15 protein-coding genes and 1 pseudogene are annotated in these 20,830 nt (G+C 64.7%); 6 read left to right on the top strand and 10 right to left on the bottom strand.

The window, feature by feature from the left end:
- Nucleotides 1–497: 497 nt before the first annotated feature.
- Nucleotides 498–2,627, top strand: a complete 2,130-nt coding sequence (locus D3H54_RS00735) for an outer membrane protein assembly factor BamB family protein (protein ID WP_168214739.1) — start codon at nt 498–500, stop codon at nt 2,625–2,627.
- Nucleotides 2,628–2,645: 18 nt separating this feature from the next.
- Here D3H54_RS00735 and D3H54_RS00730 read toward each other — a convergent pair whose 3' ends face one another.
- Nucleotides 2,646–4,298 (bottom strand): DUF7937 domain-containing protein, encoded by a 1,653-nt coding sequence (locus D3H54_RS00730; protein ID WP_149377420.1) that lies wholly within the window; start codon nt 4,296–4,298, stop codon nt 2,646–2,648.
- A 465-nt stretch (nt 4,299–4,763) separates the two neighbouring features.
- Between D3H54_RS00730 and D3H54_RS00725 the strand changes: the two genes are divergently transcribed.
- The 3 genes from D3H54_RS00725 (at nt 4,764) to D3H54_RS00715 (ending at nt 7,839) form a co-directional block, all read left to right on the top strand.
- On the top strand, nt 4,764–5,462 hold the full coding sequence (locus D3H54_RS00725; protein ID WP_286199066.1) for a vWA domain-containing protein: 699 nt from the start codon (nt 4,764–4,766) through the stop codon (nt 5,460–5,462).
- The gene (locus D3H54_RS00720) at nt 5,459–6,487 is read left to right on the top strand and encodes a PP2C family serine/threonine-protein phosphatase (protein ID WP_149377419.1); all 1,029 of its coding nucleotides are present in this window, start codon (nt 5,459–5,461) and stop codon (nt 6,485–6,487) included. The genes D3H54_RS00725 and D3H54_RS00720 overlap by 4 nt, the downstream gene beginning before the upstream one ends.
- A gap of 122 nt (nt 6,488–6,609) precedes the next feature.
- The gene (locus D3H54_RS00715) at nt 6,610–7,839 is read left to right on the top strand and encodes a hypothetical protein (RefSeq protein ID WP_210419628.1); all 1,230 of its coding nucleotides are present in this window, start codon (nt 6,610–6,612) and stop codon (nt 7,837–7,839) included.
- On the opposite strand, the gene D3H54_RS00710 is transcribed toward D3H54_RS00715, so the two are convergent.
- The 6 genes and pseudogenes from D3H54_RS00710 to D3H54_RS31580 form a co-directional block, all read right to left on the bottom strand.
- Nucleotides 7,788–8,060 carry a WXG100 family type VII secretion target gene (locus tag D3H54_RS00710; protein ID WP_286199065.1) on the bottom strand — a complete coding sequence of 91 codons (273 nt, stop codon included), beginning with the start codon at nt 8,058–8,060 and terminating at the stop codon, nt 7,788–7,790. The two genes, D3H54_RS00715 and D3H54_RS00710, sit on opposite strands and share 52 nt — an antisense overlap.
- Before the next feature lie 135 nt (nt 8,061–8,195).
- The gene (locus D3H54_RS00705) at nt 8,196–9,137 is read right to left on the bottom strand and encodes a DUF6777 domain-containing protein (protein ID WP_149377418.1); all 942 of its coding nucleotides are present in this window, start codon (nt 9,135–9,137) and stop codon (nt 8,196–8,198) included.
- Nucleotides 9,134–10,162 carry a PGAP1-like alpha/beta domain-containing protein gene (locus tag D3H54_RS00700; RefSeq protein WP_149377417.1) on the bottom strand — a complete coding sequence of 343 codons (1,029 nt, stop codon included), beginning with the start codon at nt 10,160–10,162 and terminating at the stop codon, nt 9,134–9,136. Before D3H54_RS00700 ends, D3H54_RS00705 begins: the two co-directional genes overlap by 4 nt.
- A gap of 17 nt (nt 10,163–10,179) precedes the next feature.
- Nucleotides 10,180–14,625 (bottom strand): type VII secretion EssC family protein, encoded by a 4,446-nt coding sequence (locus D3H54_RS00695; RefSeq protein WP_149377416.1) that lies wholly within the window; start codon nt 14,623–14,625, stop codon nt 10,180–10,182.
- Nucleotides 14,626–15,141 carry an RDD family protein gene (locus D3H54_RS31585; protein WP_286199342.1) on the bottom strand — a complete coding sequence of 172 codons (516 nt, stop codon included), beginning with the start codon at nt 15,139–15,141 and terminating at the stop codon, nt 14,626–14,628.
- Nucleotides 15,142–15,225: 84 nt separating this feature from the next.
- Nucleotides 15,226–15,444: pseudogene (locus D3H54_RS31580) on the bottom strand (zinc-ribbon domain-containing protein); the annotation flags it as partial.
- Nucleotides 15,445–15,779: 335 nt separating this feature from the next.
- Between D3H54_RS31580 and D3H54_RS00685 the strand changes: the two are divergent.
- Nucleotides 15,780–15,974 carry a hypothetical protein gene (locus D3H54_RS00685; RefSeq protein WP_149377414.1) on the top strand — a complete coding sequence of 65 codons (195 nt, stop codon included), beginning with the start codon at nt 15,780–15,782 and terminating at the stop codon, nt 15,972–15,974.
- A gap of 63 nt (nt 15,975–16,037) precedes the next feature.
- Nucleotides 16,038–17,672, top strand: a complete 1,635-nt coding sequence (locus D3H54_RS31435; protein WP_210419627.1) for a DUF7159 family protein — start codon at nt 16,038–16,040, stop codon at nt 17,670–17,672.
- 6 nt (nt 17,673–17,678) lie between these two features.
- Here D3H54_RS31435 and D3H54_RS00675 read toward each other — a convergent pair whose 3' ends face one another.
- The 3 genes from D3H54_RS00675 to D3H54_RS31430 all read right to left on the bottom strand — a co-directional run bounded on the left by D3H54_RS00675 (nt 17,679) and on the right by D3H54_RS31430 (nt 20,030).
- A complete protein-coding gene (locus D3H54_RS00675) occupies nt 17,679–18,359 on the bottom strand; it encodes a response regulator transcription factor (RefSeq protein WP_149377413.1) in 681 nt (226 codons plus the stop codon).
- 291 nt (nt 18,360–18,650) lie between these two features.
- Nucleotides 18,651–19,250 (bottom strand): hypothetical protein, encoded by a 600-nt coding sequence (locus D3H54_RS00670; RefSeq protein ID WP_149377412.1) that lies wholly within the window; start codon nt 19,248–19,250, stop codon nt 18,651–18,653.
- A 6-nt stretch (nt 19,251–19,256) separates the two neighbouring features.
- On the bottom strand, nt 19,257–20,030 hold the full coding sequence (locus D3H54_RS31430) for a WXG100 family type VII secretion target (protein WP_210419626.1): 774 nt from the start codon (nt 20,028–20,030) through the stop codon (nt 19,257–19,259).
- Nucleotides 20,031–20,830 lie beyond the last annotated feature (800 nt).

Here is a 20,830-nt window from a genome sequence, read left to right as displayed (position 1 = left end):
CCTCGGGCGCGTCGGCGGACGTTATCGACCGAACGTATGAATATGTGGTGCGGTCACCGTTCGGCCGGATAACTCAAACACGGTTGGGCTTAAAGTCCGTCACAGAATCCGCGGTCGCTACGCGGTGACGGCAGCCGAAAGCGAGGACCATGGCAGCGGTCTTCAACGCACCTCCGAACTGGCCGCTGGAACCTGGCTTCACCCCCACCCCGGACTGGCTGCCGGACCAATCATGGCCGCCGGCCCCGACCGGTTGGCAGTTCTGGGTCGATGAAGCTCTGATACTTGGAGTCCAAGACACCTATCGACCAACCTATTCGGCGCCTCTACCCGCCTCCGAACGGACATCGCCGGATGATTCTCGCCCTGCCCATGTTCCGCGTCGGCGAGTTGTCGTTATCGGCGCTGTCGCGCTCGTCGTAGCTGTGGTCGCCACCGTCACAGGCGTCGTGATGTGGAAGCGGCACAATAGCTCCCCACGGCTACTTCCCGAAAACATGCTGGCGGAATCCTTTCCGAGCGAGCCCAGCGCTGCCTGGACGTTCCACCCGACGGCCGCGTCGAACGGAACGGCCAGTCAAGTCGCGACCCCCGTATTCGGCGCCGCCTTCTATGGGAGCCCCGGCGCGGTCGTCGTCGGCGATCACGTCATATTTCACACCGTCGGAAAGAGTCAGTCGTCACAGGCCGAGAACGCCGAGTTGGTCTCGGTGAGCCTGGCTGACGGACACACCGAATGGTCGATGCCGGTTCAGCTCAATGACGGATGCGCACGGAATCTGTTGCGAAACCTGTTGGTCTGTCAGAAGTCCGGCACGAACAGCCGACAAGGACAACTGCAGTTTGTCGACGTGAACACTGGGAAGGTCAGCGCGACAGTCTCTTCGAGGGCGTCGATACTGGCAAGCGACGGAACGAGCTTGTACACGGCTTACTACAGCGACCAGGTCAGTGGACTGACTGTCAGCAAGGGCACCGCGGAGGATCCCACCGCCGAGTGGACGAAGACCATACCCAACGACCTTTGCCGGACCTACGGTGACGGCGACGGCCAGGATCTCCACGTGAGTCACGGTGTGCTCTGGGGCTATCTGGGCGGAGCCGAGATCGCCTTGCGCTCCAGTGACGGTTCGCCCCTGTTCGACCACGAGGTCGTCAACGTCCGGGTTCGAGAACCGGACAGCATCATCGCCACTCGTTGCCGGCCAGGCACCGACTTCGATAGCTGGCCCACTGAGGTTGCCACCTTTGACGGCCGTCAATTATTCACCACTCCAGCCCTATTGCAGCACGAGGACCTTGCTGTATTCACCGGCTCTCCGCCGTTGATCACCACCGGCGGCGAGGCGCTGAATCCTCGTACCGGCAGTACGCTGTGGCGCCTTCCCGACGGGGGCGCGACCGGACCCGGTTGGTTCGTGGGCAGTATCGGCGTGGTGTCCGACGGTGACGGGATGACTGCCTACGACATGAACGACGGAAATCGGCTGTGGCGCAACAGCGGAACCATTCATTCCAATGCCGTCACCGACGGTGAGCGCGCCATCATCGCGACGGGATACTCTGCTATTGCCGCGATTTCACTTGCCAACGGATCACGCGCGTGGGAGGTCGGCATCGATGTCGGCGAAGCTGCCGTCATTTACGCCACCAGCAAGGGCGTCCTTGCCGTCGGCACCTCCGGGGTCACCCTGCTGCGGCCCACCGGCCCCGCGGCAGCCGTGCCGGCTTTCGGCACGCCCCCGCCCGGAAAGTCCGGTGGCACTCGCCTGACTACCAAATGCGGTCGGCCGGCCCATTTCGAGCCGCAAGCCATTCGCGCCGAATCCGGAGCACTTGTCATCACCATGAAGATCGTGGCGCAGTGCCCCGGCGGGGATGTTCTGTCCTCAGCCAGGACACGGTTGGCAGTCACCTCCGATGGACAGAATGTCGCCTCAGGCACCTTCGACCTCGCGGAGCAACCCCTCATCATCCCGCCGGCCACAAGTTCCGATGACAACCCGTCCATCACCCACGACTTCCTTTTCCCGGCCGGCACTTTCTGGCGGATCCCGGTGTCGCTCAATGCGATTCCAGCAGGCGGAGCCAGCCAGACCGGCCCGACCGATCTCGGTGTCACGACCTTGACAGTCGACTGTCAACAAGATGGCCCATCCGGTACCACCGGATCAAAGAGTAATTCGGCCAGCCAGTCGAGCACTGCCACCGGTCCCGCTGCGCCCGCCAGCGGGACCGACGAATCCGCAAGTTTCGACGCGCTGCGCGCCCTGGCCAACGCCGATCGACCCTTCGTCACCACCAATCTCACCGATCGCTGGGTGCCGCAACTCAGCTCGAAGCGGCCCGGGTTGGTGGCCGACGGCATCACCTGGGACAACGCCGCCACCCTGCGGGAACACTTGGATTTGCGGTTGCGCTATCCCGAGGTGCGCTTGCTGTACTCGGGAGATTGGTCGACGTTTTCTGCGCCGGACTTCTGGGTGACCATCGCCGGAGTCACCTTCGCCGACTCGGACAGCGCGCTCGGCTGGTGCCGCGATCACGGACTCGACCGCGAACATTGCTACGCAAAGCTCGTCAGCACCAGCCATCCCGTCGATGGCAGTACTGCCTTCAACCCCTAGACGGGCTCAGATCACCAATTATTGTGTTTGGCCGTTGGTCTCGGGTCCACCGTGCTGCGGCCCCGTGTAGGTGGTGCCCGCACCGAAACGTTGAGTCGAATCCGCCAGCACCCGTTGGACGCGCTCGGCAGCGCTTCCCGGTGCAGCCTCTGCTGCCGGGCTTGCGGTCCTGAAGATCGTCGGAGCGCTACCGGCAGAGGTTGGCGTACGTCCTGGGGCTTCGTTCGCCACCAGATTCGCAGCGGCGGTCGCTCGCCGCGTCCGCAGCGTTTTTCCAGGCGGGCTCATCGCGACCGCACCGACCAGCACGCATAAGGCCACCACACAGATGACCACGTCAAAGGTCGACGTGATCTGCTGGGCCAAGGTGTTGCCGTACACCGGGTTGTAGGCCGGCCCCCCGTCGACATAGAACACCCTCAGTGCCATTGCGACACCGATCACGACCCGACCGACGGCGAAACCCGCCAGTGCTGTACTGACCGCGATGAGCACCCGGGGCGATACCCCGGGCTTCAGGAAGTTGGCGCGAAGCCACAGCGCGACGACGCCGGTCACCGCGTCGAAACCCACCAGCATTGCGGTGTCATAAAGCGAATGGGGCAAGTCCAGAGAGGCGGCGGAGGTGAAGTCGGCGACGCGCAAGACAATCGAAGCCAAGCACCAGTAGCTGACGAGCGTCAGCACAATGCGCACTGCCGCACCAAGCAGGTGCCGGTCCACGGGCACGGTCGACGTCAGGGCCGACAGGCTGACGACTCCGGCGACGCCGGCGGCCAGGACCCACGCGAGATAGCCCTCGTAGCCCACGGCCGCGGTGGAGGTGCTCTGGGCTATGCCATGGAATGCGTCAATCTCGCGCCCCACGTCCAGTGCCCACACGATGAGACTCGCAACGAGCGAAGAGGCTCCGAGAACTACGACAGCCAACTGTGATTCGGCGGAATCGCGTCGTATCCAATTGCAGCCGATCAACACCGCGCTCAAGGCAACGCCGGCATACAGCAACGTGAGCACGATGACCGCCGTGTCGGACTTGCCCAGCGAATCGGCATCCCACATGTATTCGGTACGCCAATAGATGTTGAACAAGGTGGACAACACCGCCAGCAGCATCGCGAGGAGCGCGATGCGACGGGCCCACGCGTCCCAACGCGGACGGACGACCGGCGGCCAACTCACCGCATGCTGGGCGCCCAGGACGGCTCCGGCCAACGCGCACAAGGCGCCCGGGCCGACCCCCGGCGAGACGCTGCCGGTCCCTGCCTGGAGCAGGGTCTGCACGATCGTGAACACCACGAACCCGCTGACGACCGCCAGCAGCGGTGCGCTGAAGAGTAGGCGCAACCGCCCGGTACCCCTGGGATCCAGGGCATCCTTCAAGGGTTTGGCCACCCCGAGGTGGCTGATCACGATCCCTGCTACGGAAAGCAGCGCGGCCAACCAAATCAGCGCAAACAGTGCGCCGCTGCTGGCCGGCACGCCGATCCCGAACATGATGTTCCACGGCACACACAGTGCGAGCACGTGGAGCAACACCGCACACGCATCGCGGCCAATGGTCCACTTCAGAGCCGGGTCGGCAGCTGACCGATGAGCCTTCGTGTGCGCGCCGCCCGAGCGGCTGGCACCCCGGACGCCAGAGGCCGTGACGTCGGCGTGATTGTTCACTGGATCCCCCGATGAGCCGGACCGTAGGTGGAGCTTGGGACTTTTCCGGACATATAACCCGACCGGCCATCTTCGCGCTGGAGGTTAGGTCCCAAATCAGACGTTCGGACGAACGGCGCAATCTCACCAGCCACCCACCTGGGAGTAGCTCATCGTGATCCCCGCCAACTGACGCAAATTCATACGTTCGACCGACGGTCGGTGCAGCTGACCAGCCCGGCGACTGGTCCCTCGTCCCCACACCTCAAGTTGTCCCTGACCGGCGGGCAAAACTCTTCTACAGCAACGCAATTGGGGCCGCACCCAGCCGGCCTGACCGGCGCCTCATGGATCGGAACTTGACGGACGACGGCGGTAGGGGGCCGTGGGCCGGGTTGCCAGCTCCGCCGTAAGCGATGAATCGGAGCGGCTGCGATGAGAAGATCTGGCGGAAGCAGCCGCCGTGTCGACGCATTAAGGAGCGCCGTGTCTGACTTTTGGGCCGTCGAACTCAACGACGAAAACCCTGATCCCAGGGTGGCTTGTGTCGTGCTGTGCGACGTATCGGGTTCGATGAACGGAGACCCCATCACGGCTCTCGAACAAGGTTTCTCCTCGTTCGTGCACTACTTGCACAACGACACCCTGGCCAGCAAGCGGGTCGAGGTCGCAGTGGTGACCTTCGGTTCGGCTGCCACCGTACTGGTGCCGATGCAGGAGGCTCGCATGCTGCAACCGGCCCGGTTCACTGCCTCGGGGACAACGAACATGGCCGCGGGGATCCATCTGGCACTCGACATCCTGGAGGACCGCAAGCATGCATACAAGGCGGCCGGGCTGCAGTACTACCGACCTTGGATCCTCATACTGACCGACGGTAAGCCCAACGTCGACGGCTTCGACGCCGCCGTCGCGCGGCTGAACGCTGCGGAAACCAGCCGAGGTGTCACGGTCTTTCCGGTGGGCGCCGGGTCTGGCGTGGACTACCGGCAGCTGGGCCGGCTCTCGGTGCAGCGGTCCCCCGCACCACTCAATGGCCTTATGTATGAAGAACTCTTTGAGTGGCTGTCCGCATCGCTGAGCAACGTGTCCAATTCAACCGACTACGCCCGCAGCGACGAAGCCCTCGGCGCGATGGGCGACCGAATCAACCTGCCGCCGGTAAGCGGCTGGACCAGCGCATGACCCAGCCCGTCACCGGGCCGCGAGGCAGTTGGCAGTGGGGCGTATGCGGTGCCTCGGTCGTCGGTTCTGAGCATCAGCGGCGCGGGCTCGGCTGCGACGACGCCTACTGCTTCGGGATCACCGAGGATTTCGTTGTGGCAGCAGTGGCCGACGGCGCTGGATCGGTCACCGGCACCTCGGCCTGGGGGGCGTATACCGCCTGTCAAAGCGTGCTGGCCAATGCAATGCGGTCCCGCTTCATCCACGAATTCCGGGACAGCACAGCCGAAGAGGCCGAGCGCATGCTACGGGCGCTGTTCGAGAAGGCCACCGAACATGTTCACGCCCAAGCCCAATTCTTCGGGCTGGACAGTGCCAAACTTGCCACCACACTGTGCGTCGCGCTGGCCGATCGTGACCGCGCCGCCTTCGGCCAGATCGGCGACGGCGTCATCGCCACTCAAACCGAGGACCGCATCGAGACGCTGCTCATCGAGGCAAAGGACGACTACCAGAACGCGACGTGGTTCCTGCAGTCGGATGGTGCGTTTGAAGAATCCTTTCGCACTGTGGTTCGTCCCGCGGTCACGGCATTCGCCCTCAGCACCGACGGAATGACGTACAAAATCACCAATGTCGCCAGCGGCGAAGCGTACGAACCCTTCTTCCGTGGATCCTGGGAGCGGGTCCGTGCCGGCGCGACCTCGGCCAACTTCGCGTCCCTGTTGCGCGGCATCGAGGATGACCAGACCGGCGACGACAAGACCATGGTGCTGGCCACTCTGCGTTGGGAAGACGACGACTACTATCCGAGCCCGACACCCGTCACCAAGATGACGGCGAGCTCACCTCGCCCGCCGGTCCCCGCCGCGAAAGTGACTGATGCGCAGGTGGTTCCGGCCGAGCCAGCACCCGCGCCCCAACCCCCGGAACCGGCAGCTGAAGTGACGCGGCCTCCGGGGGAGACGGCGCCTGCCGAGCCGGACACCACCCCGATCGGCCAGCCGACCGCCCGGCCGCGACTCTTTCGGCGATCCGCGCGGTGAATATGTGGCTGGGGACCGGCCAGCCGGTCACGCTAGGTCCCGCTCTGGCCAAAGCGGGTGAAGGTACGATCTACGACGTCGTGGGACGGCCGGATTGGGCTGCCAAAGTGTTTCATCCCACCTTGCCCAACTTGGATCACAAGCTGGCCAAGGTCGCGGCGATGACGCAGGCATCACCAGAGGGGGCGATCCAGCCCAACGGCTTCGCCGTGCTCACGTGGCCGGTAAGCACACTCAGCGACGCACACGGGCTCACGGGCTACGTCATGCCCAAGATCGCGACCGCGACGTCCGTGGAGATTCACGCTCTCAGCAACCCGTCGAATCGGCGTGACCCGCCACCGAACGCCCCGCAATGGGTGAAGCACGCCACCTGGGGTCACCTGGTGAACGTCGCGGCGAATCTCTGCCTTGCGGTAGAAGTCGTCCACTGGGTCGGCGCGGTGATCGGCGACTTCCAGGAGCGCAACATCTTGGTCTCCGACACCACCGAGGTGACCCTCGTCGACTGTGACTCAATGCAATTCACCGATCCGGCCGGCCGGCAATATCTGTGCACGGTAGGCAGGCCCGAGTTCACCGCCCCAGAGCTGGCCGGCGTAGACCTACACACACAGCCGCGGAGCCAGGCCTCAGACCTGTTCGCGCTGGCCATCCACATCCACCAACTGTTGATGGGCGGCAACCATCCCTTCCTGCGCGGCGAATGGACGGGGTTGGGCGAGCAGCCCGCTGCACTGGCGCTGGCCCGCAACGGCGATTGGGCTGGGGGTCCGTCCTCACAGCTGCGAACCCACCCCATGGCTCCACCCGTGACGTTCCTGCCGGGTGAGATTCAACAATGCTTTTACCGCGCGTTCACCCTGGGCGCCGCTGACCCGAGCCAGCGGCCGACCGCCGGCCATTGGCGAGACGCGCTGCAACGCATCACGGTGACTACCTGCCCCACCGGCCGGCATCAGATTCCGACGTCGAGTGCCGCGTGCCCCTGGTGCGCCATCGACGAAGCCCGCCAAGCCCGGCGCGGTGAAAGCACGGGCTTTCGCACCGCTCCCAACACGGTCGTGACCACGCCGAGCGCGGGACCGGTGCGCCACGGCGGCACCCCGGCGCCTCCCGCGAAGATCGGCGGGATGAGTGTTCGCACGTTGACGATCGTTCTGATCGTGCTCGGTGTACTTGCTGTCGCGTTGTCGGCGTTCATCGCCTGGGCGCTGATCAGCGGTCAGTCAACAACATTCAGCGCCCCGGCAGCGGAGTCAGTCGTCTCGATGACGCGACCAACCGCGGCACAGCACTGTCAGTGGGAAGAGACGTTGCGCTGCTCGGAAGCGTTGTTGAGCGCGGACTGACCCAGCCCGTCGATCTGATTCTGGGCGTCGAGCAGAGCCTTCTTGTGCTGCGGCCACCAATCGTGCACAAACGTCTGGGCGTCCTTGCCATCCCACACAGACGTCAGGGACTGCACCACCTTGTCGATCTGCGAGACCATGTTGCCGATATTGGCGGCCTGGGACTTGAGCTGACGACCAGTGGTCTCGACGGCTTCGACGTCCATCCCCATACGTGCCATTGGTGATGCCCTCCTGGTTGGGTCCGGCCATGGTTGATCGGGTTGGCAAGACTGTAGGACACCGCGGAGTGGAGCTGCGAGGCTTTGTCGACGGATTCATCCGAATGACGTACACCGCGGGCGAGCCGGTTACGGTCACGGGTGAGAAGGGCCTGCGCGATTCGCGGTGATCGGATCGGGTAAGGCGATAGCCGACCCCATTGAGCTCAGGTCGATGGTGCCGCCGACGCTACGCGATTTCGGCTCCCCGGAGGCCAGGTCGGTGAGGGTGAAGCTGCCCAACGGCGCCGTCGGCGCCGGATCGCTGAACGACGACGGACCCTTCGTATACGAGACAGCCACCACGTTTTTCGGGTCGTAGCCGGGCCAGGCCGTTCCGACCGAGGCAAGCCGCGCGAAATCGCTATCGGCCGGCGGAGTGAGCGGATGGGCGCCCACGCAACGTATGCGAGGCACACCAGCCGGATCGATCATCACCGCGGTGCCTGCTTGCAACACCGCCTGTTGTCGCGTCGGCGCACCGTCGGTGCCGTAGCCGTGCGAGGTTACCCACGTGTCGACTGTGAGCACAACCGGCGTCAGGGTATTCAAGTAGAACGGAATCTGTTCGGGCCGAATGCCTTCGACCTCCGCCCATGCGCGTGCTCGTCCGCTATGCGCGTCCAGGAAGTTGGCCAGGGCGGGTCCATCACAGGGCACGTTGTCGGCGGCGGCCCCGTACAGTCCGGCATGGGCACCCGAGACCAACCGCACTCCGCGGTCGGGCGACACCGCCAAATCAGCGGTGGCCGTTTGGATGGCCTGCACGGCGGCCGGTGACACGGACACCGCCGGCATCGCGGTTGCGGTCATGAAGGATTCGACTCCGGAGCTATTGGCCGCAATCAGTGTGGCCGTCACGCGATCCGTACCGGGGTCGTCGAGAATCGTGTCGCGTTCGGTGAGCACAACTGCGACCAGAGTTACCAGCACAATGGCGGTCAGTACGACGGCAGCAACCGCAAGTGTCGTGTTGGTCCGCGGTGAGGCCGCCGGTGCGGCATTGGGATCGGACCAGCCGTGCGGAGCTGGGTTCACTTGGACTTAGAGTCTTGCGACGGCGATACGTCGACGATTGTGCCCTGGAACTTCTGCATGCTGGCCTTGACGTCGGTGAACCGGGAATCCGACGACTTGTCGAAGTCATTGGCCACATCGGGATACAGCAGGGTGTGGTCGTAGCCCGTTTCGAAGAGCTTTCCAATCGGCACATCGGATTTGGACTCGAAAACTGAATTCCACGGCAACGGGCTCTGATTGGCAAGGCCAGCGATTCCAGTGAACAGACTGACACCCGGCACGACGGTGTTGGCCGAATGCACTGTAGACCCCGCCGCCGGTACCCAGTCGGCGAAACCTTCCGAAGTCTCGCCGTGCAGATGCACGGTCTGGACGCCGTTGAGGTCGGGAGTGATGACGGGCGACCCGTAGGTGACCAGATTGGTGACATGGAACCCCAACCCGTTGGCCTGTGCTGCGACGTTCTGAGCGTCGATTCCGCCCTGGCTGAATCCCACCAGCATGATGTCGGTCTTGGCTCCGTCGGGAGAATCCTTCAGTACCTCGCGAATTCGGGCGATGACGGTGGGGTCCACCTTTCCGTCCAGCAGGGGAACGTTGCGTTCCAGCGTACGGTTCTCGGTGGTGTTCATGCCCTGGAAGTAGACGATCAGCCGGGTCTTGCCGTCGGCGCCGACGACTTTCTCGATGCGTACCCCGTCGCCCTCTTTGTTGTAGTTGTCGATGTGCGCGAAGAGCTGCGCAGTCCCCACCGGTGCCGCCACGCCCAACCTGGCTCCGGCGGTGTTGCTGACCTGTTCCTGTTCTTGGGCGTTGCGGCGCAGGTTGAGCGCGCCCTCGCGTAGCGCCGACACCGCCGCTTTCACATTGGGCTGGGAAACGCCGGACCACTGCGATCGGAACCGGTCGGCGTCAGAACCCCACCACGGTCCGGTGACGGAGGAATTCACCGCCTTCACCACGCCCTCGAGGGCACTCGCCACGCTGTCGAACTGCGTTGCCGCCGAACGAAGATGATCAATGTCGGCACCGTTATAGGCCATAACTGCCTCCCCAGGGACTAGATGGTTGGCTGGGCGACATGGAGCCAGGTTCCCTTACCGCGTTCGATCAGCACCCCGCGGCCAGGCGGGAAGTAGCTGCCGTACACGTGTCCGATGGAGGTGCTCAACAGGCTGTCGGTGTCGGTGCCGTCCGGCGCCAGCACGATTCCGCGCCTGGCCGACTTGAACGGCTGCGCCAGTTGCCATGCCTGGCTCCATGATGAAACACCCGATTCGCCGACGACGAAAACCGAAGCCTCACTGAGAGTCTTCACCAGTCGGGTCAGGTCGTTTTCGGCTTCCGTTCCGCCGAAGTCAGCGACCGATTCGATCACGACCATCAGGGTTTCGGCCGCGTCCGGCGAGAGCCTGGCCATCAGACCATTGGCGTATTCAGACACCCGTGAAGGACCGACAACCACCTCGTCCCAGCCGCCTGCCCCTGTCGCCGTCGATTCTGCGGGGGCCAGGTAAACGAGTCGGATACCGGGATTGGCACGCCGAACAGCCTGCGCGAGGGTCATCACTGTGGTGGTACGTCCGCTGCCGGGTGGCCCGGTCACCATGAACACCCCGTGCGGGTTGATCCCGATCGGTGCGAGCGTCTCGTTGGCCAGGCCGATAGCGGGGCATCCCGGTGACGCGGTCGCCGGCAACGTGTACAGAGGTATCTGCTCCGCCAACCGGACAACCGGTTCAGGTTCCCGAAAGCCATTCTCCTGCATCGCTTCAGCGAGTTGCGCAATGGCACGGCCCTGGACGGCGGTGTTGGCATCGCCGCCGAATACCGCGACCTGCACCTCTTGGCCGTCCATGACCCCTCGTCCCGGCGGGGAGGCGGCCGACAGCACATCGGAGGACACACCTGCCAGGCCGTAGTCGTCATCGGAAGCGAGTCGCAACACCAGCCGACGCTGGATGGTCGATGACAACGACGCCGACAGCGCACCGGGACGATCGGCGGTGACGATCACGTGGATTCCCAACATGCGGCCATCGGCGGCAAGTTGGGTGAACATCCCGAAATACGGCGAGCGCGAGGCGTGTTCGTAGGCCTCACGGAATGCGCCGATGCTGTCGACCAGGAGCAGGATCCGCGGTTCGGGTTCGCCTGTGAGCTGACGATATTCAGCGACATCGGAGGCGTGGGCCCGGCTGAACTTCGCCGAACGTTCCTCCAGCAGCGCCGTGAGTCTGCGCAGAACCCGGCCGATTCGTTCGTCATCGGATGCGTCGACGATGGCGGACACGTTGGGAAGTGCTTCGAGCATGCGCAGGCTGCCCGATCCGAAATCGAAGCCGTAGATGTGCACCGGTGCGCCGCCGGGTCTCAGCGCCGCCGAGATCGCAAGCGTGCGCAGCGTCGTCGACTTGCCCGACCCGCCGGTGCCGATGATCGCCATGTTGCCGTCGCGGTCGGGGTTGAGGACTCCGAGTCGCTGGGCTTGATCGTCGGGCCAATCAGCCTGACCGATCACCAATTGTTCGTCCCGCGCGACGCCGGCCAACTTCTCCAAGGCGTACACCGGAGCGAGTGGCGGCAGCCAGGGTCGGCGCGGGGGTGTTATCGCCAGTGCCTCGGTGGCCGAGCGAATGGTGGCGACAATTCGCTTGATGTCGGTCGGACCAGTAGCTCTGTGGGCTGTCCCCACTGATGTCAGCCATTGCCGGCGCCTACCGAATACGAACTCGCACACATCGATCGACGCCTGCTCTGACTCCTCGCTGGAAACACCCCCGACGTAGCCTGACTGGAAGACGGTCAACCTTCCCGGGCCGGTCTTGGCGACAGCACGCCCAGGCACCCCGAGTGGGAAGTGAGCTGCGAGGGGATCCTCGATCACGTCGACCGAGTCATCAATATCGTTGAGCCGCAGTGCGATCCGCAGATTGGTATTGGCCCGCAGATTATCCTTGATCACGCCGGCGGGGCGCTGGGTGGCCAAGATCAGGTGCAGACCGAGGGAGCGTCCACGCTGTGCTACGTCGATGACACCGTCGACGAATTCCGGTACCTCGCTGACGAGCGCCGCGAACTCGTCGACGATGATGATGAGGCTCGGCGGGGTGTCGGGGTCGCCGGACTGCTCCAGCTTCACCAGATCCTTTGCGCCCTTGCGGTTCAACAGCTCTTCACGGCGGCGGATTTCGGCTCGCAGGGAAGTCAGCGCGCGCCGTACCAAATGTGGCGACAGGTCGGTGACGAGCCCGACGGTGTGGGGCAGGTGCACACACTCGGCGAAGGCAGCGCCGCCCTTGTAGTCCACGAACAAGAACGTCACTCGGTCGGGACTGTGGGCAGCGGCCATCCCGAGCACCCAGGTTTGCAAGAACTCGCTCTTGCCGGAGCCGGTCGTCCCACCGACGAGTGCATGCGGTCCGTGCTCACGAAGGTCTAGATGAAAGTCGGCAGTTCCCGTTGAGCCGACGAGCGCACGCAGCGTGATGGGTTGTCCGGACGGCTGGTTGGGTGGCCGTCGGGACAAGACCGACTCGTTGGCCAACCAGTCGCGCGTGACCGTGGCTGGGTCGCCGGCCAGTCCGGCGCCGGCCAGAGCCACATACGACACCGAGCGCGGCAAGTCCGTCTCATCTTCGACGGCTGCCCCCACGTCGATGACCGGCGCCAACAGCAGTGCGACCTGAACTGCGTCAGGGATGTCCAGGGTCTCGCAGGCGATCGGGAAAGTGTGCCGGCCGCGACGTACCTCACCGACGGTTGAGCCGGCAGTGGCGTTGTCGACGAGAAGGAAGGTGCGGCAGGCCGCGGGCAGGCTGGTGACCTCAGTGGCCACCCAGATGACGTGAACACCAACTGACGCCCCGTGTTCGGCCAGCCGGGTCAATCGCGGCCGATCGATGGGGGCGGTGTCTTCCACGATGACCACTACTGCGGGCAACACGCCTTGCGGCCGCGCGTCGGAGCCGAACGAGTCCTCGCCGATCACGCCGAAGACCGGCGCGGCGGTATCGACCGACTCGCGCCGCTTTTTGACCATATCTTCGAGCCGTGCAAGCAGTGCGGCAGCGCCACTGGCACTTTCGGTCAGATGGTTGCCGGTCAGCGGACTGTGCACGGAGCCTGCGTGCGGCAACCATTCCAGCCACTCCCAGCATTGGCGCGCCTGCGGCGAGCTGAAGGCGGCCACTGCTACGTCAGCGGGCGAATGCAGACCGACGAGTTGCATGACAAGGCCGCGCGCGACCCCGTCGACCAAACCGCGTGGGCCACATACACCCAACGCTCCACATTCACGCAGATCAGCGACGATCGGAACGTCACTGATCAGTGCGAATTCCTCGCGAAGCTCGGTCAACTGGGTCGCGTAGTGGGCATCACCGTCCTGTCCCTCGTGGATGTCGACCACGCAACGCGACGGCGCGTCGCCCAATCCCATTCTGATGGTGAGGAATTCAGGATTCTCGGGCCGGTGGGTCCACAGCAGGGGCCCGAGCCGGTGAATGGCTTCGACGGTTTGCGACAGTGCCGGAGTCTCAGCCAGTCTGGTGGCGCGCTCCACCCGCTGGGTGGCGGTCAACTCCTCGGCCAGGCCCCGCAGAGATTCGGCGAACCGTTTGATCGCCTCCTCGCGCCGCTTCCTCTCCTGTCGGCGGGTGTCGAAGTACATACCGATCATCAGCAGCGGACTCAACGCGACGAACAGCACCGACAGCAGGCTGCGAGTCGTCACCAGCAGCACCAGCCCCATCACCAGAGGCAGCAGCATCGACACGATCGGTAGGTGCTGCGGCTCCGGCCGCGGCGGTACCGCGGGTGTGACGAAGCGCCGTTCGGCAAATCGCGCAATCACCCGCGGTGAGCGGTTGAATTCGATTGCGCTGCTGTCGGTTTGGACCGCATGGGAGCGCACCGTCGGCAGCACCGCGAGTTCAGTGGAACCCAGCCGCACCGTATCGGTCGCCCCGATCACCGCGCGCTGGGAAGGTACCCCGCCCACGAACACACCGTTCGGACCGGCCAAGTTTGAGATTTCGATCGTGTCGCCGATCGAGATGGCAGCGTGGATGTCGGACAAGCTCGGGTCGCTGAGTAACACCTCGCTGGTCAAGGCCGTCCCGATGCGGGCATTGCCGGCTGGCAGTGGAAACTCGCGGCCGGCGTCGGGGCCGGTGAGCACCCGCAGCACCGCGACCGAACGGCCGCGACGCGAGCGCGCCGGTGGGACGGCCGGCGCTGCCGTCACGCTGACCGTCGCACCTGAGCGGATTCCCGAGTCGATGAGGCTGCGCCGTGGGTCGAGCACCCGGCCGGGCGCACCGCTGTCGAACGAACTGTGTTCGAGCTTGAGGGTGGTGCCGACAGGGGCCGGCGCGGTCCGCCGGTCGGGATCCCCGGAGACGAGCGCAGTCGCCAGGTCCCCGATCGATGCCGTCGCGTCGGCGGTGACCGCGAGCTGCGCATGGCTCCCGTCGGTCCGGCGCAAGATGATCTTCAGCTGCATCTATGGCCGCCCTGCCGCAACAGGTACAGGTGAGCTGACTTTGCGCAATCCGCGATCGAGCGTTCTGCGCAGTGCCGTCTGCTGGCGCTGACCGAACGGATTGGCACCCAGGCTGATGTCAATCACGGAGGTGCCTGAGATTCGGTCATGCGTACCGCGCTGCGGCGACGGGCTGGTCAAGATCGGTAGGCCGGCCAGGCCGGCTGTCCCGGCGAAGACCACGCTACGCAGCGCAACGGCGGCGAATCCCGGCGGGCTGTTGTCGGCGGCACGCACCGTGCGCAGGCCCAGCGTTGCCGTGCCGAAGGTCATCCCGGTCAGACCGCGCCACAACGACATCCACACCGATATCGCGACAAAGGACACCGGCACCACGATGTAGATGACGTCGACCAGACCGAGGATCGTTGCCGTGATCGCGATAGGAAACGCCGGGCTCAGCATCGCGGCGATGTCGAGCAGGTGACTGCAGCAGCGCACTCCCCGCGCCGCCTCCACGATTTGGTCAGCACCCACAGGCGCTATCGGCTGGGCCGGAACATGCTGCTGCGTAGCGGTATTCGTACTGCCTGGCAGATGGGTAGGGCGATTGGGCACCGCCTGACCACAGGCCGAGCAGAACGGCGCATTGGCCCGCAAGGTCGACCCGCAGTGGCTGCACGGCGCGTCGGCGGTGCCGGTCACCACAGTCTCTCGGGAGTTGTGGGCCGCACCGGCTGCCGGCGCGCAGCCGTGGTCGCCACCACCACGTCGACTCCCTCCTGCCAGCGGCCCGGACACTCTTGGGCGCGCACGACGGTGGGCCCGCCGGTCAAACATTAGGCTCGGTATGCCGCGATCGCAGGGGATTGTCTGTAGGTCGAACGTACGATTGCTCAGGCCGCAGGCCTGCGGCAACGATGGCCCCGCGAGTGCTGCTGCCGCGACTCGCGTTGCCTCCCAGCACGGCTCGAAGGACCACGCGGATGCCCGATTCGGTGTTACCCCCCAGCCGGTTCGGGGCGGGCTACACAGTCGGAGCAACGCCGCCGACCGCGGGGTCTCCGGTCGTCGCGGCACCGACGGCACCAGCGCAGACCACCTCCGTCGTAAGTTCGCCTCTCGCAGGGGCGTCGTCAAACGGTCCGATCAGTTCTCTTGCACTGGCCTCGTTCGTGCTGGTCCTCCTTATGGGACCGTTCATCGCACCGCTGACGATCCCCCTGAGCCTGATCGCGCGACGCCGAATCGCGCAGGGGGGCACCGCAGGCTTCGGGCTGGCCAAGGCGGCACTGGCCATGAGCTGCATCTATCTCGCCGCTGCGGCGGTCGTTGTCGTCCTCGTGCTGATCGTCAAGCCAGTGGGATAGCACTGGTCGCGAGCGCCGTGTCGACCGTTCGACCGATATTGCGGGCGTTATCGAAATGCAATAGTGACGCCACCATCAATTCGCAAGGGGAACATCTCGGTGGACGTGGCTCTCGGGGTGGCCGTGACAGGCCCGTCAGCGCGTCTGGCGCTGCTGGACTTCGATACCGGCGACGTGCTGGACGAATCGGATATCGTCCTGACGTCCAACCCGGCCGGCCAACTACAAACCGCCATCGCCGGAACTCACCAGTCCTTGCGCGAGAGCGACCACCGACTTGTCGCCACTCGGTTGTATTGGCCGGACCAGGATCAAGCTCAGCGCCTCGCCCACGCTCTCGCGCAGTCCGGTGTCGATGACGTCACGACGGTCTCCGGAGCGGAGGCCGCCACCGCGCTGGTGCGGGGAGCCGCGCGTAATGGTGAGTGCGCGTTGCTGTTCGTCGACGACGACACCGCAACGCTCTCGATCGTCGGGGCCGACGCGGTAACCACGTCCGTCATCGCCGCCGAGCCCTACAACGGCGCAGATCCAGTGCCGGCGTGCGCATCTCTGCTGCGTCGGCTCGCCGAGGAACCCGGTGCGGCCACCGGCGTCTACTTGGTAGCCACCAGCGGCGACCCGAAATCGGTTGCCGCCGGCCTGCACTCACAACTACCCCTGGCCGTGCCTGAGCATCCCGCCTTCGCGATCGCACGGGGCGCGGCCACCGCGGCGCAGACGCCGAAAATTACTGCCCCCGCGCAGCGGACGGCCGTCCGCGTTCCCGAACGCTCGACGTTGGCTGCCGCCGCCGTCGCCGCACCGGTGGCAGCCACCGAGGAGAGTCCGCTGATCGGATCGCACCTCGCGTACTCGATGGCCTACGACTCTGGTCCGTTGTCAATCGAAGATCCGGCTCGCTATCCCCGCGACAGCGTCCCCTTACAGCGTGCGATGCACCCGCTGAGCTACACCTCTGATCCGACCGAGGTCGACGGTTCCGTCACACCTGCGGCACGGCCGCAGGTGCTGCTGGTGGGTAGCGTTGCGGCCGCGGTCGGGGTCGTAGCGCTGGCTGGTCTAGCTGTCGTGGTGGCGATGGGCATTCGCCCGCAGACCATCGCTCAGCCGGTATACACCTCGTTCGACAACGGGACCGGTCCGGTCGCCGGCAAATATGTTCCGCCCCTGCCGATGTTGGAGAGCCGCCCTGACATCGTGGTCCCCGACGCAGTAGCCCTGCCGGACCCCGTCAGCGACGGCGGCTACAAGGTCGTCTATTCCGGCGGCGGAGGCGGAGGCGTCCCGCGCGTCCCCGTCCAACTGCCGGCCTCCGTCCCGTTGCCGCCGGTAGAAGCCGTTCCGGCTCCGGGATTGCCACAGCCGAACGTCGTTCTGCCTCCGTTCAAGCTTCCGCCGCCACCGCCCATCATCATCCAGTTGCCACCGCCGGGACCCATCAAGCTGCCCCCGCCGCCCGGGCCGATCAAATTGCCCCCTCCCCCGGGACCGATTGACCTACCGCCACCACCACCGCCACCCAAGCTGCCGGTCTTCAAGCCGCCGCCACCACCCAAGCTGCCGCCACCACCGCCGCCGCCGAAGCTGCCGCCGCCCCCGGTGATCAAGTTGCCGCCACCACCGGTGATCAAGCTGCCGCCACCACCGAAGCTGCCTAAGATCTGCGTGCCGATGTTGCCGTGTGTCGGCGGGTAGGCGCCGCTACAGATCCTTGAGGCTGAGGATTCCGTCTTCGACTGCGCGCGCGAGAAGAGCCGACTTCGTCGGTGCCGGCCGCCCGGCCGCAGCGTATTTGGCGCGGGCGCGCTGCAGATGGGTGCGAACCGTGGTCGGTGCGATGAACAGTCGTTTACCCACCAAATCCTTGCTCTCAGTTTGGAACCAAGCCACCAGGACTTCTTTTTCGCGCTCAGAAAGGTTGATACGCCCCACGGTGTTGCCGTTCAACATTGCGTTGGCCATGCGCGGCGCGACATAGGGCTGGCCATCGCGGGCGGCCTGGATCGCATCTATCAAATGGCGCTCCCCCTCGGATTTGACGACGTAGGTCAGCGCACCCATCTCCAGGCAGCTCAAAATCACCTCATCGGTGAACATGTGGGAGTACACGATGACACGTTGACCTGCCTGGCACATCCGAGACAACGCCGTCCATTCCGGTCGATGCCCATCGATCTGCAAATCCAACAAGACCACGTCGACATCCGGGCCGGCCGGATCGGGGAAGCGCGCAAAATAGTCCGCCGGGTTTGTAAAACTGCCGACTACTTCAATCGGGGGGTCCGCACGGGCGCACCAAGCCTCCACACCGGCATGGACAACGTCGTGGTCGTCAATGATCGCCACCCTGGTCGGTGGCCGCCACTCATCGGCGAGTGTCATTCGTGAATTCCCCCTGGGGAAACGCCCCGCGCTCAAATGTGCAATTGACCAACCTGCAAGATAGCCAACGCTGGCTGTTCCTGCTACACAAATGGACTCCGCGACCGGTGCTGTCCTCTACTTCCACCGGCCGGTGGAGCACTAATTGCATAGTGCCCATATCTAGAAATTCTCTAACCCCAGTTCCTCATCCGATCGCGTGAACCGCGACACCCTGGTCCAGCCTTACCGCACAAATGCGATTGTCGCGCAAACAAGATCCGACCAGACATCCGATGCTGATACCCACCGTCAGCAAACCACCGGGGCAAATGCCTCGACCAGTCGGCTCCGGCTCCATTCCGGACCAGTGGTCCCACCATTGCCCGACACGACGATCTTGTCATCGTCTCCTACACCGAAACGGATCACGCAGGAGTACACCGACGGATCCGTCGTGTCGGCCAACAGCGTTCCGTCATACGTCTTCTCGGCGAGCTCCGCCAAAGCGTCGATGATTTCGAGACGACCGCTGGGCCGGATGTTGTGTATTCCCCCGGCTGTCGCGGTCGCCAACCACCACTGCGAGCCGGCACCCGCTGCTGTGATCGACGCGCCAGCCAATCGATTCAACTCTCGAGCCGGAGCCAAATACGCCCCGATTCGCTTCGCTCCCCCGAGGAATCCGGTCACGACGGAGTCAAGCTCGGGATCTACCCGGTACCCACCCTCCGGACCCGATTCAGGATTAATCAGGCCGCGCACCATTAGCGAACGAATACCACGCATCCCGGCATCCCGCATCGCGTCGGGCTTTGGAGGAACCGTCGTGAGCCCAGTTGGCCACATCTGATTGTTGATTGCAGCCAGAGCAATCACTTCGTCGTCGGTAAGCACAAAGTTTCGGGTCATTACCTACTACTTGAAATTCGAGATCAGCTTGGGCAAGTACTCCACCACACCATCCATAGCACCTTTGGCGGCGCCGCCGGGATCAGAGGCAATGTAATCAGTCACTGTTTTTATCCCGCTTGAGCTGAAGTCGGCTTTGGAAGACTCGTTCACAACGTCACCCCACTGCGATACCGCGACGCCCGATAAGTACAGCGGCAGGTTCCCTTTCTCGAAACCCGCTCCTCGAAGTTGGCCGCCGACGAAGTCAGCCACCCCATGAGCCTTGTCTCCTGTGGTGATGTGGTCGTTCAGAACCATTGCTGCCGTGTCGGTGTAGGGCAGGTAGTCGCCAAGCGGTGTCTTCGAGACAACGTTTTCCACAGAGATGGGCCCGAGCAGCTTGGTGTCCATAGCCTCTGCGTACCGGTGCCCAAGATCGCCGAGGTCAAAGCCCCCTCCAGGAAGCACGTTCGGGAAAAGTGGAGCTGGAGTGGAGAATCCGGCCAATCCGCCGCCCCCTGAACCCGCGGTGGAACTCGTCTGCCGCTGTTCGGACGCGTTGTTCAGCGCAGACTGACCGAGCCCGTCGACGTGCTGTTGAGCTTCGGCGAGCGCCTTCTTGTGCTGAGGCCACCACTCCCGGACGAACACACTGGCGTCGCGGCCGTCCCAAACCGACGGCAACGTGTTGACGGCCTTGTCGAGCTGGGCGATCAACGCGCCGATCTCGGCGGCTTGGCCTTTGAGCTGGCGACCCGCACTCTCCACGGCGTCGGTATCCATGCCCATCTGGACCATCGACGCACCTCCCCAGCGACCATGAACGGTGCGCCGATAGCGCCCTATCGAGCCGAGACTAAACAATCCGCCCACCAGAGCGAAGGCGCACACTGCGAAATCATCCGATCGGCGGACAGCCCGCGGGCGTCCGCAGTCAGACTGATCGTCATATCGCCCCACGACAGCGATTCGCTGCCAGTGTCCTACGTTCGGTTGATACCGCCGCAGCCGATCTTTCGCGATCATGTGCCTACACCAGGCCCAGTGCCCGGTTCTGACAAAGTGCGATCCGGCGAGACTCTCGATGAACTCAGGCGTCGCCGACGTCGTGGGCAGCGGGGGAGGAACATATTGAGCACCGACGGGGCCGCAGATCCACATCACGAATACCGGCGACAAGCTGCAGCTCACTTCGGCCGTCCCCCCGCGTCGCCGCCGACGTCTCCCCCACCGGCCGCGAAGAAGCCGGCCGTGGCCCCAAGAATTTTCCGCGCACCGCAGGATTCGTCCACGCAAGTCGAACCGGCACAACCGATTCCCTCGACCACGGCAGAGACTGAGCGTTCGCACGAGTCTGCAGCCCGGCTGCTGCGCGAATCTTCGCGCCGCTTCTCTGCGGGCACGACCTACACGGGATCGGGCCAACGACAGGAATCCGTGGTTGATCGGCCTCCGCCGTCGTCGTCACGCGTGTCGCCGCCTCGCTATCCGCCACCCACCATCAGTGCGCCACCGCGGACCCAACCATACGTCCCGCCGACACCACCACCGTCGCCTCAACCTTTGACCGCCGCCAACAGCTCGGTCCCCCCACCGGC

Source organism: Mycobacterium sp. ELW1, assembly GCF_008329905.1.
Lineage (GTDB): Bacteria > Actinomycetota > Actinomycetes > Mycobacteriales > Mycobacteriaceae > Mycobacterium.
This window is presented reverse-complemented; position numbering and strand designations above follow the sequence as displayed.

Excerpts from the sequence above, each read along its gene's own strand:
- D3H54_RS00710 (WP_286199065.1), bottom strand. The coding sequence starts at position 8,060 with ATGGCACGTATGGGGATGGACGTCGAAGCCGTCGAGACCACTGGTCGT.
- D3H54_RS00695 (WP_149377416.1), bottom strand. The coding sequence starts at position 14,625 with ATGCAGCTGAAGATCATCTTGCGCCGGACCGACGGGAGCCATGCGCAG.
- D3H54_RS00675 (WP_149377413.1), bottom strand. The coding sequence starts at position 18,359 with ATGACACTCGCCGATGAGTGGCGGCCACCGACCAGGGTGGCGATCATT.
- D3H54_RS31430 (WP_210419626.1), bottom strand. The coding sequence starts at position 20,030 with ATGGTCCAGATGGGCATGGATACCGACGCCGTGGAGAGTGCGGGTCGC.
- D3H54_RS00670 (WP_149377412.1), bottom strand. The coding sequence starts at position 19,250 with ATGACCCGAAACTTTGTGCTTACCGACGACGAAGTGATTGCTCTGGCT.
- D3H54_RS00720 (WP_149377419.1), top strand. The coding sequence starts at position 5,459 with ATGACCCAGCCCGTCACCGGGCCGCGAGGCAGTTGGCAGTGGGGCGTA.
- D3H54_RS00700 (WP_149377417.1), bottom strand. The coding sequence starts at position 10,162 with ATGGCCTATAACGGTGCCGACATTGATCATCTTCGTTCGGCGGCAACG.
- D3H54_RS00735 (WP_168214739.1), top strand. The coding sequence starts at position 498 with ATGCTGGCGGAATCCTTTCCGAGCGAGCCCAGCGCTGCCTGGACGTTC.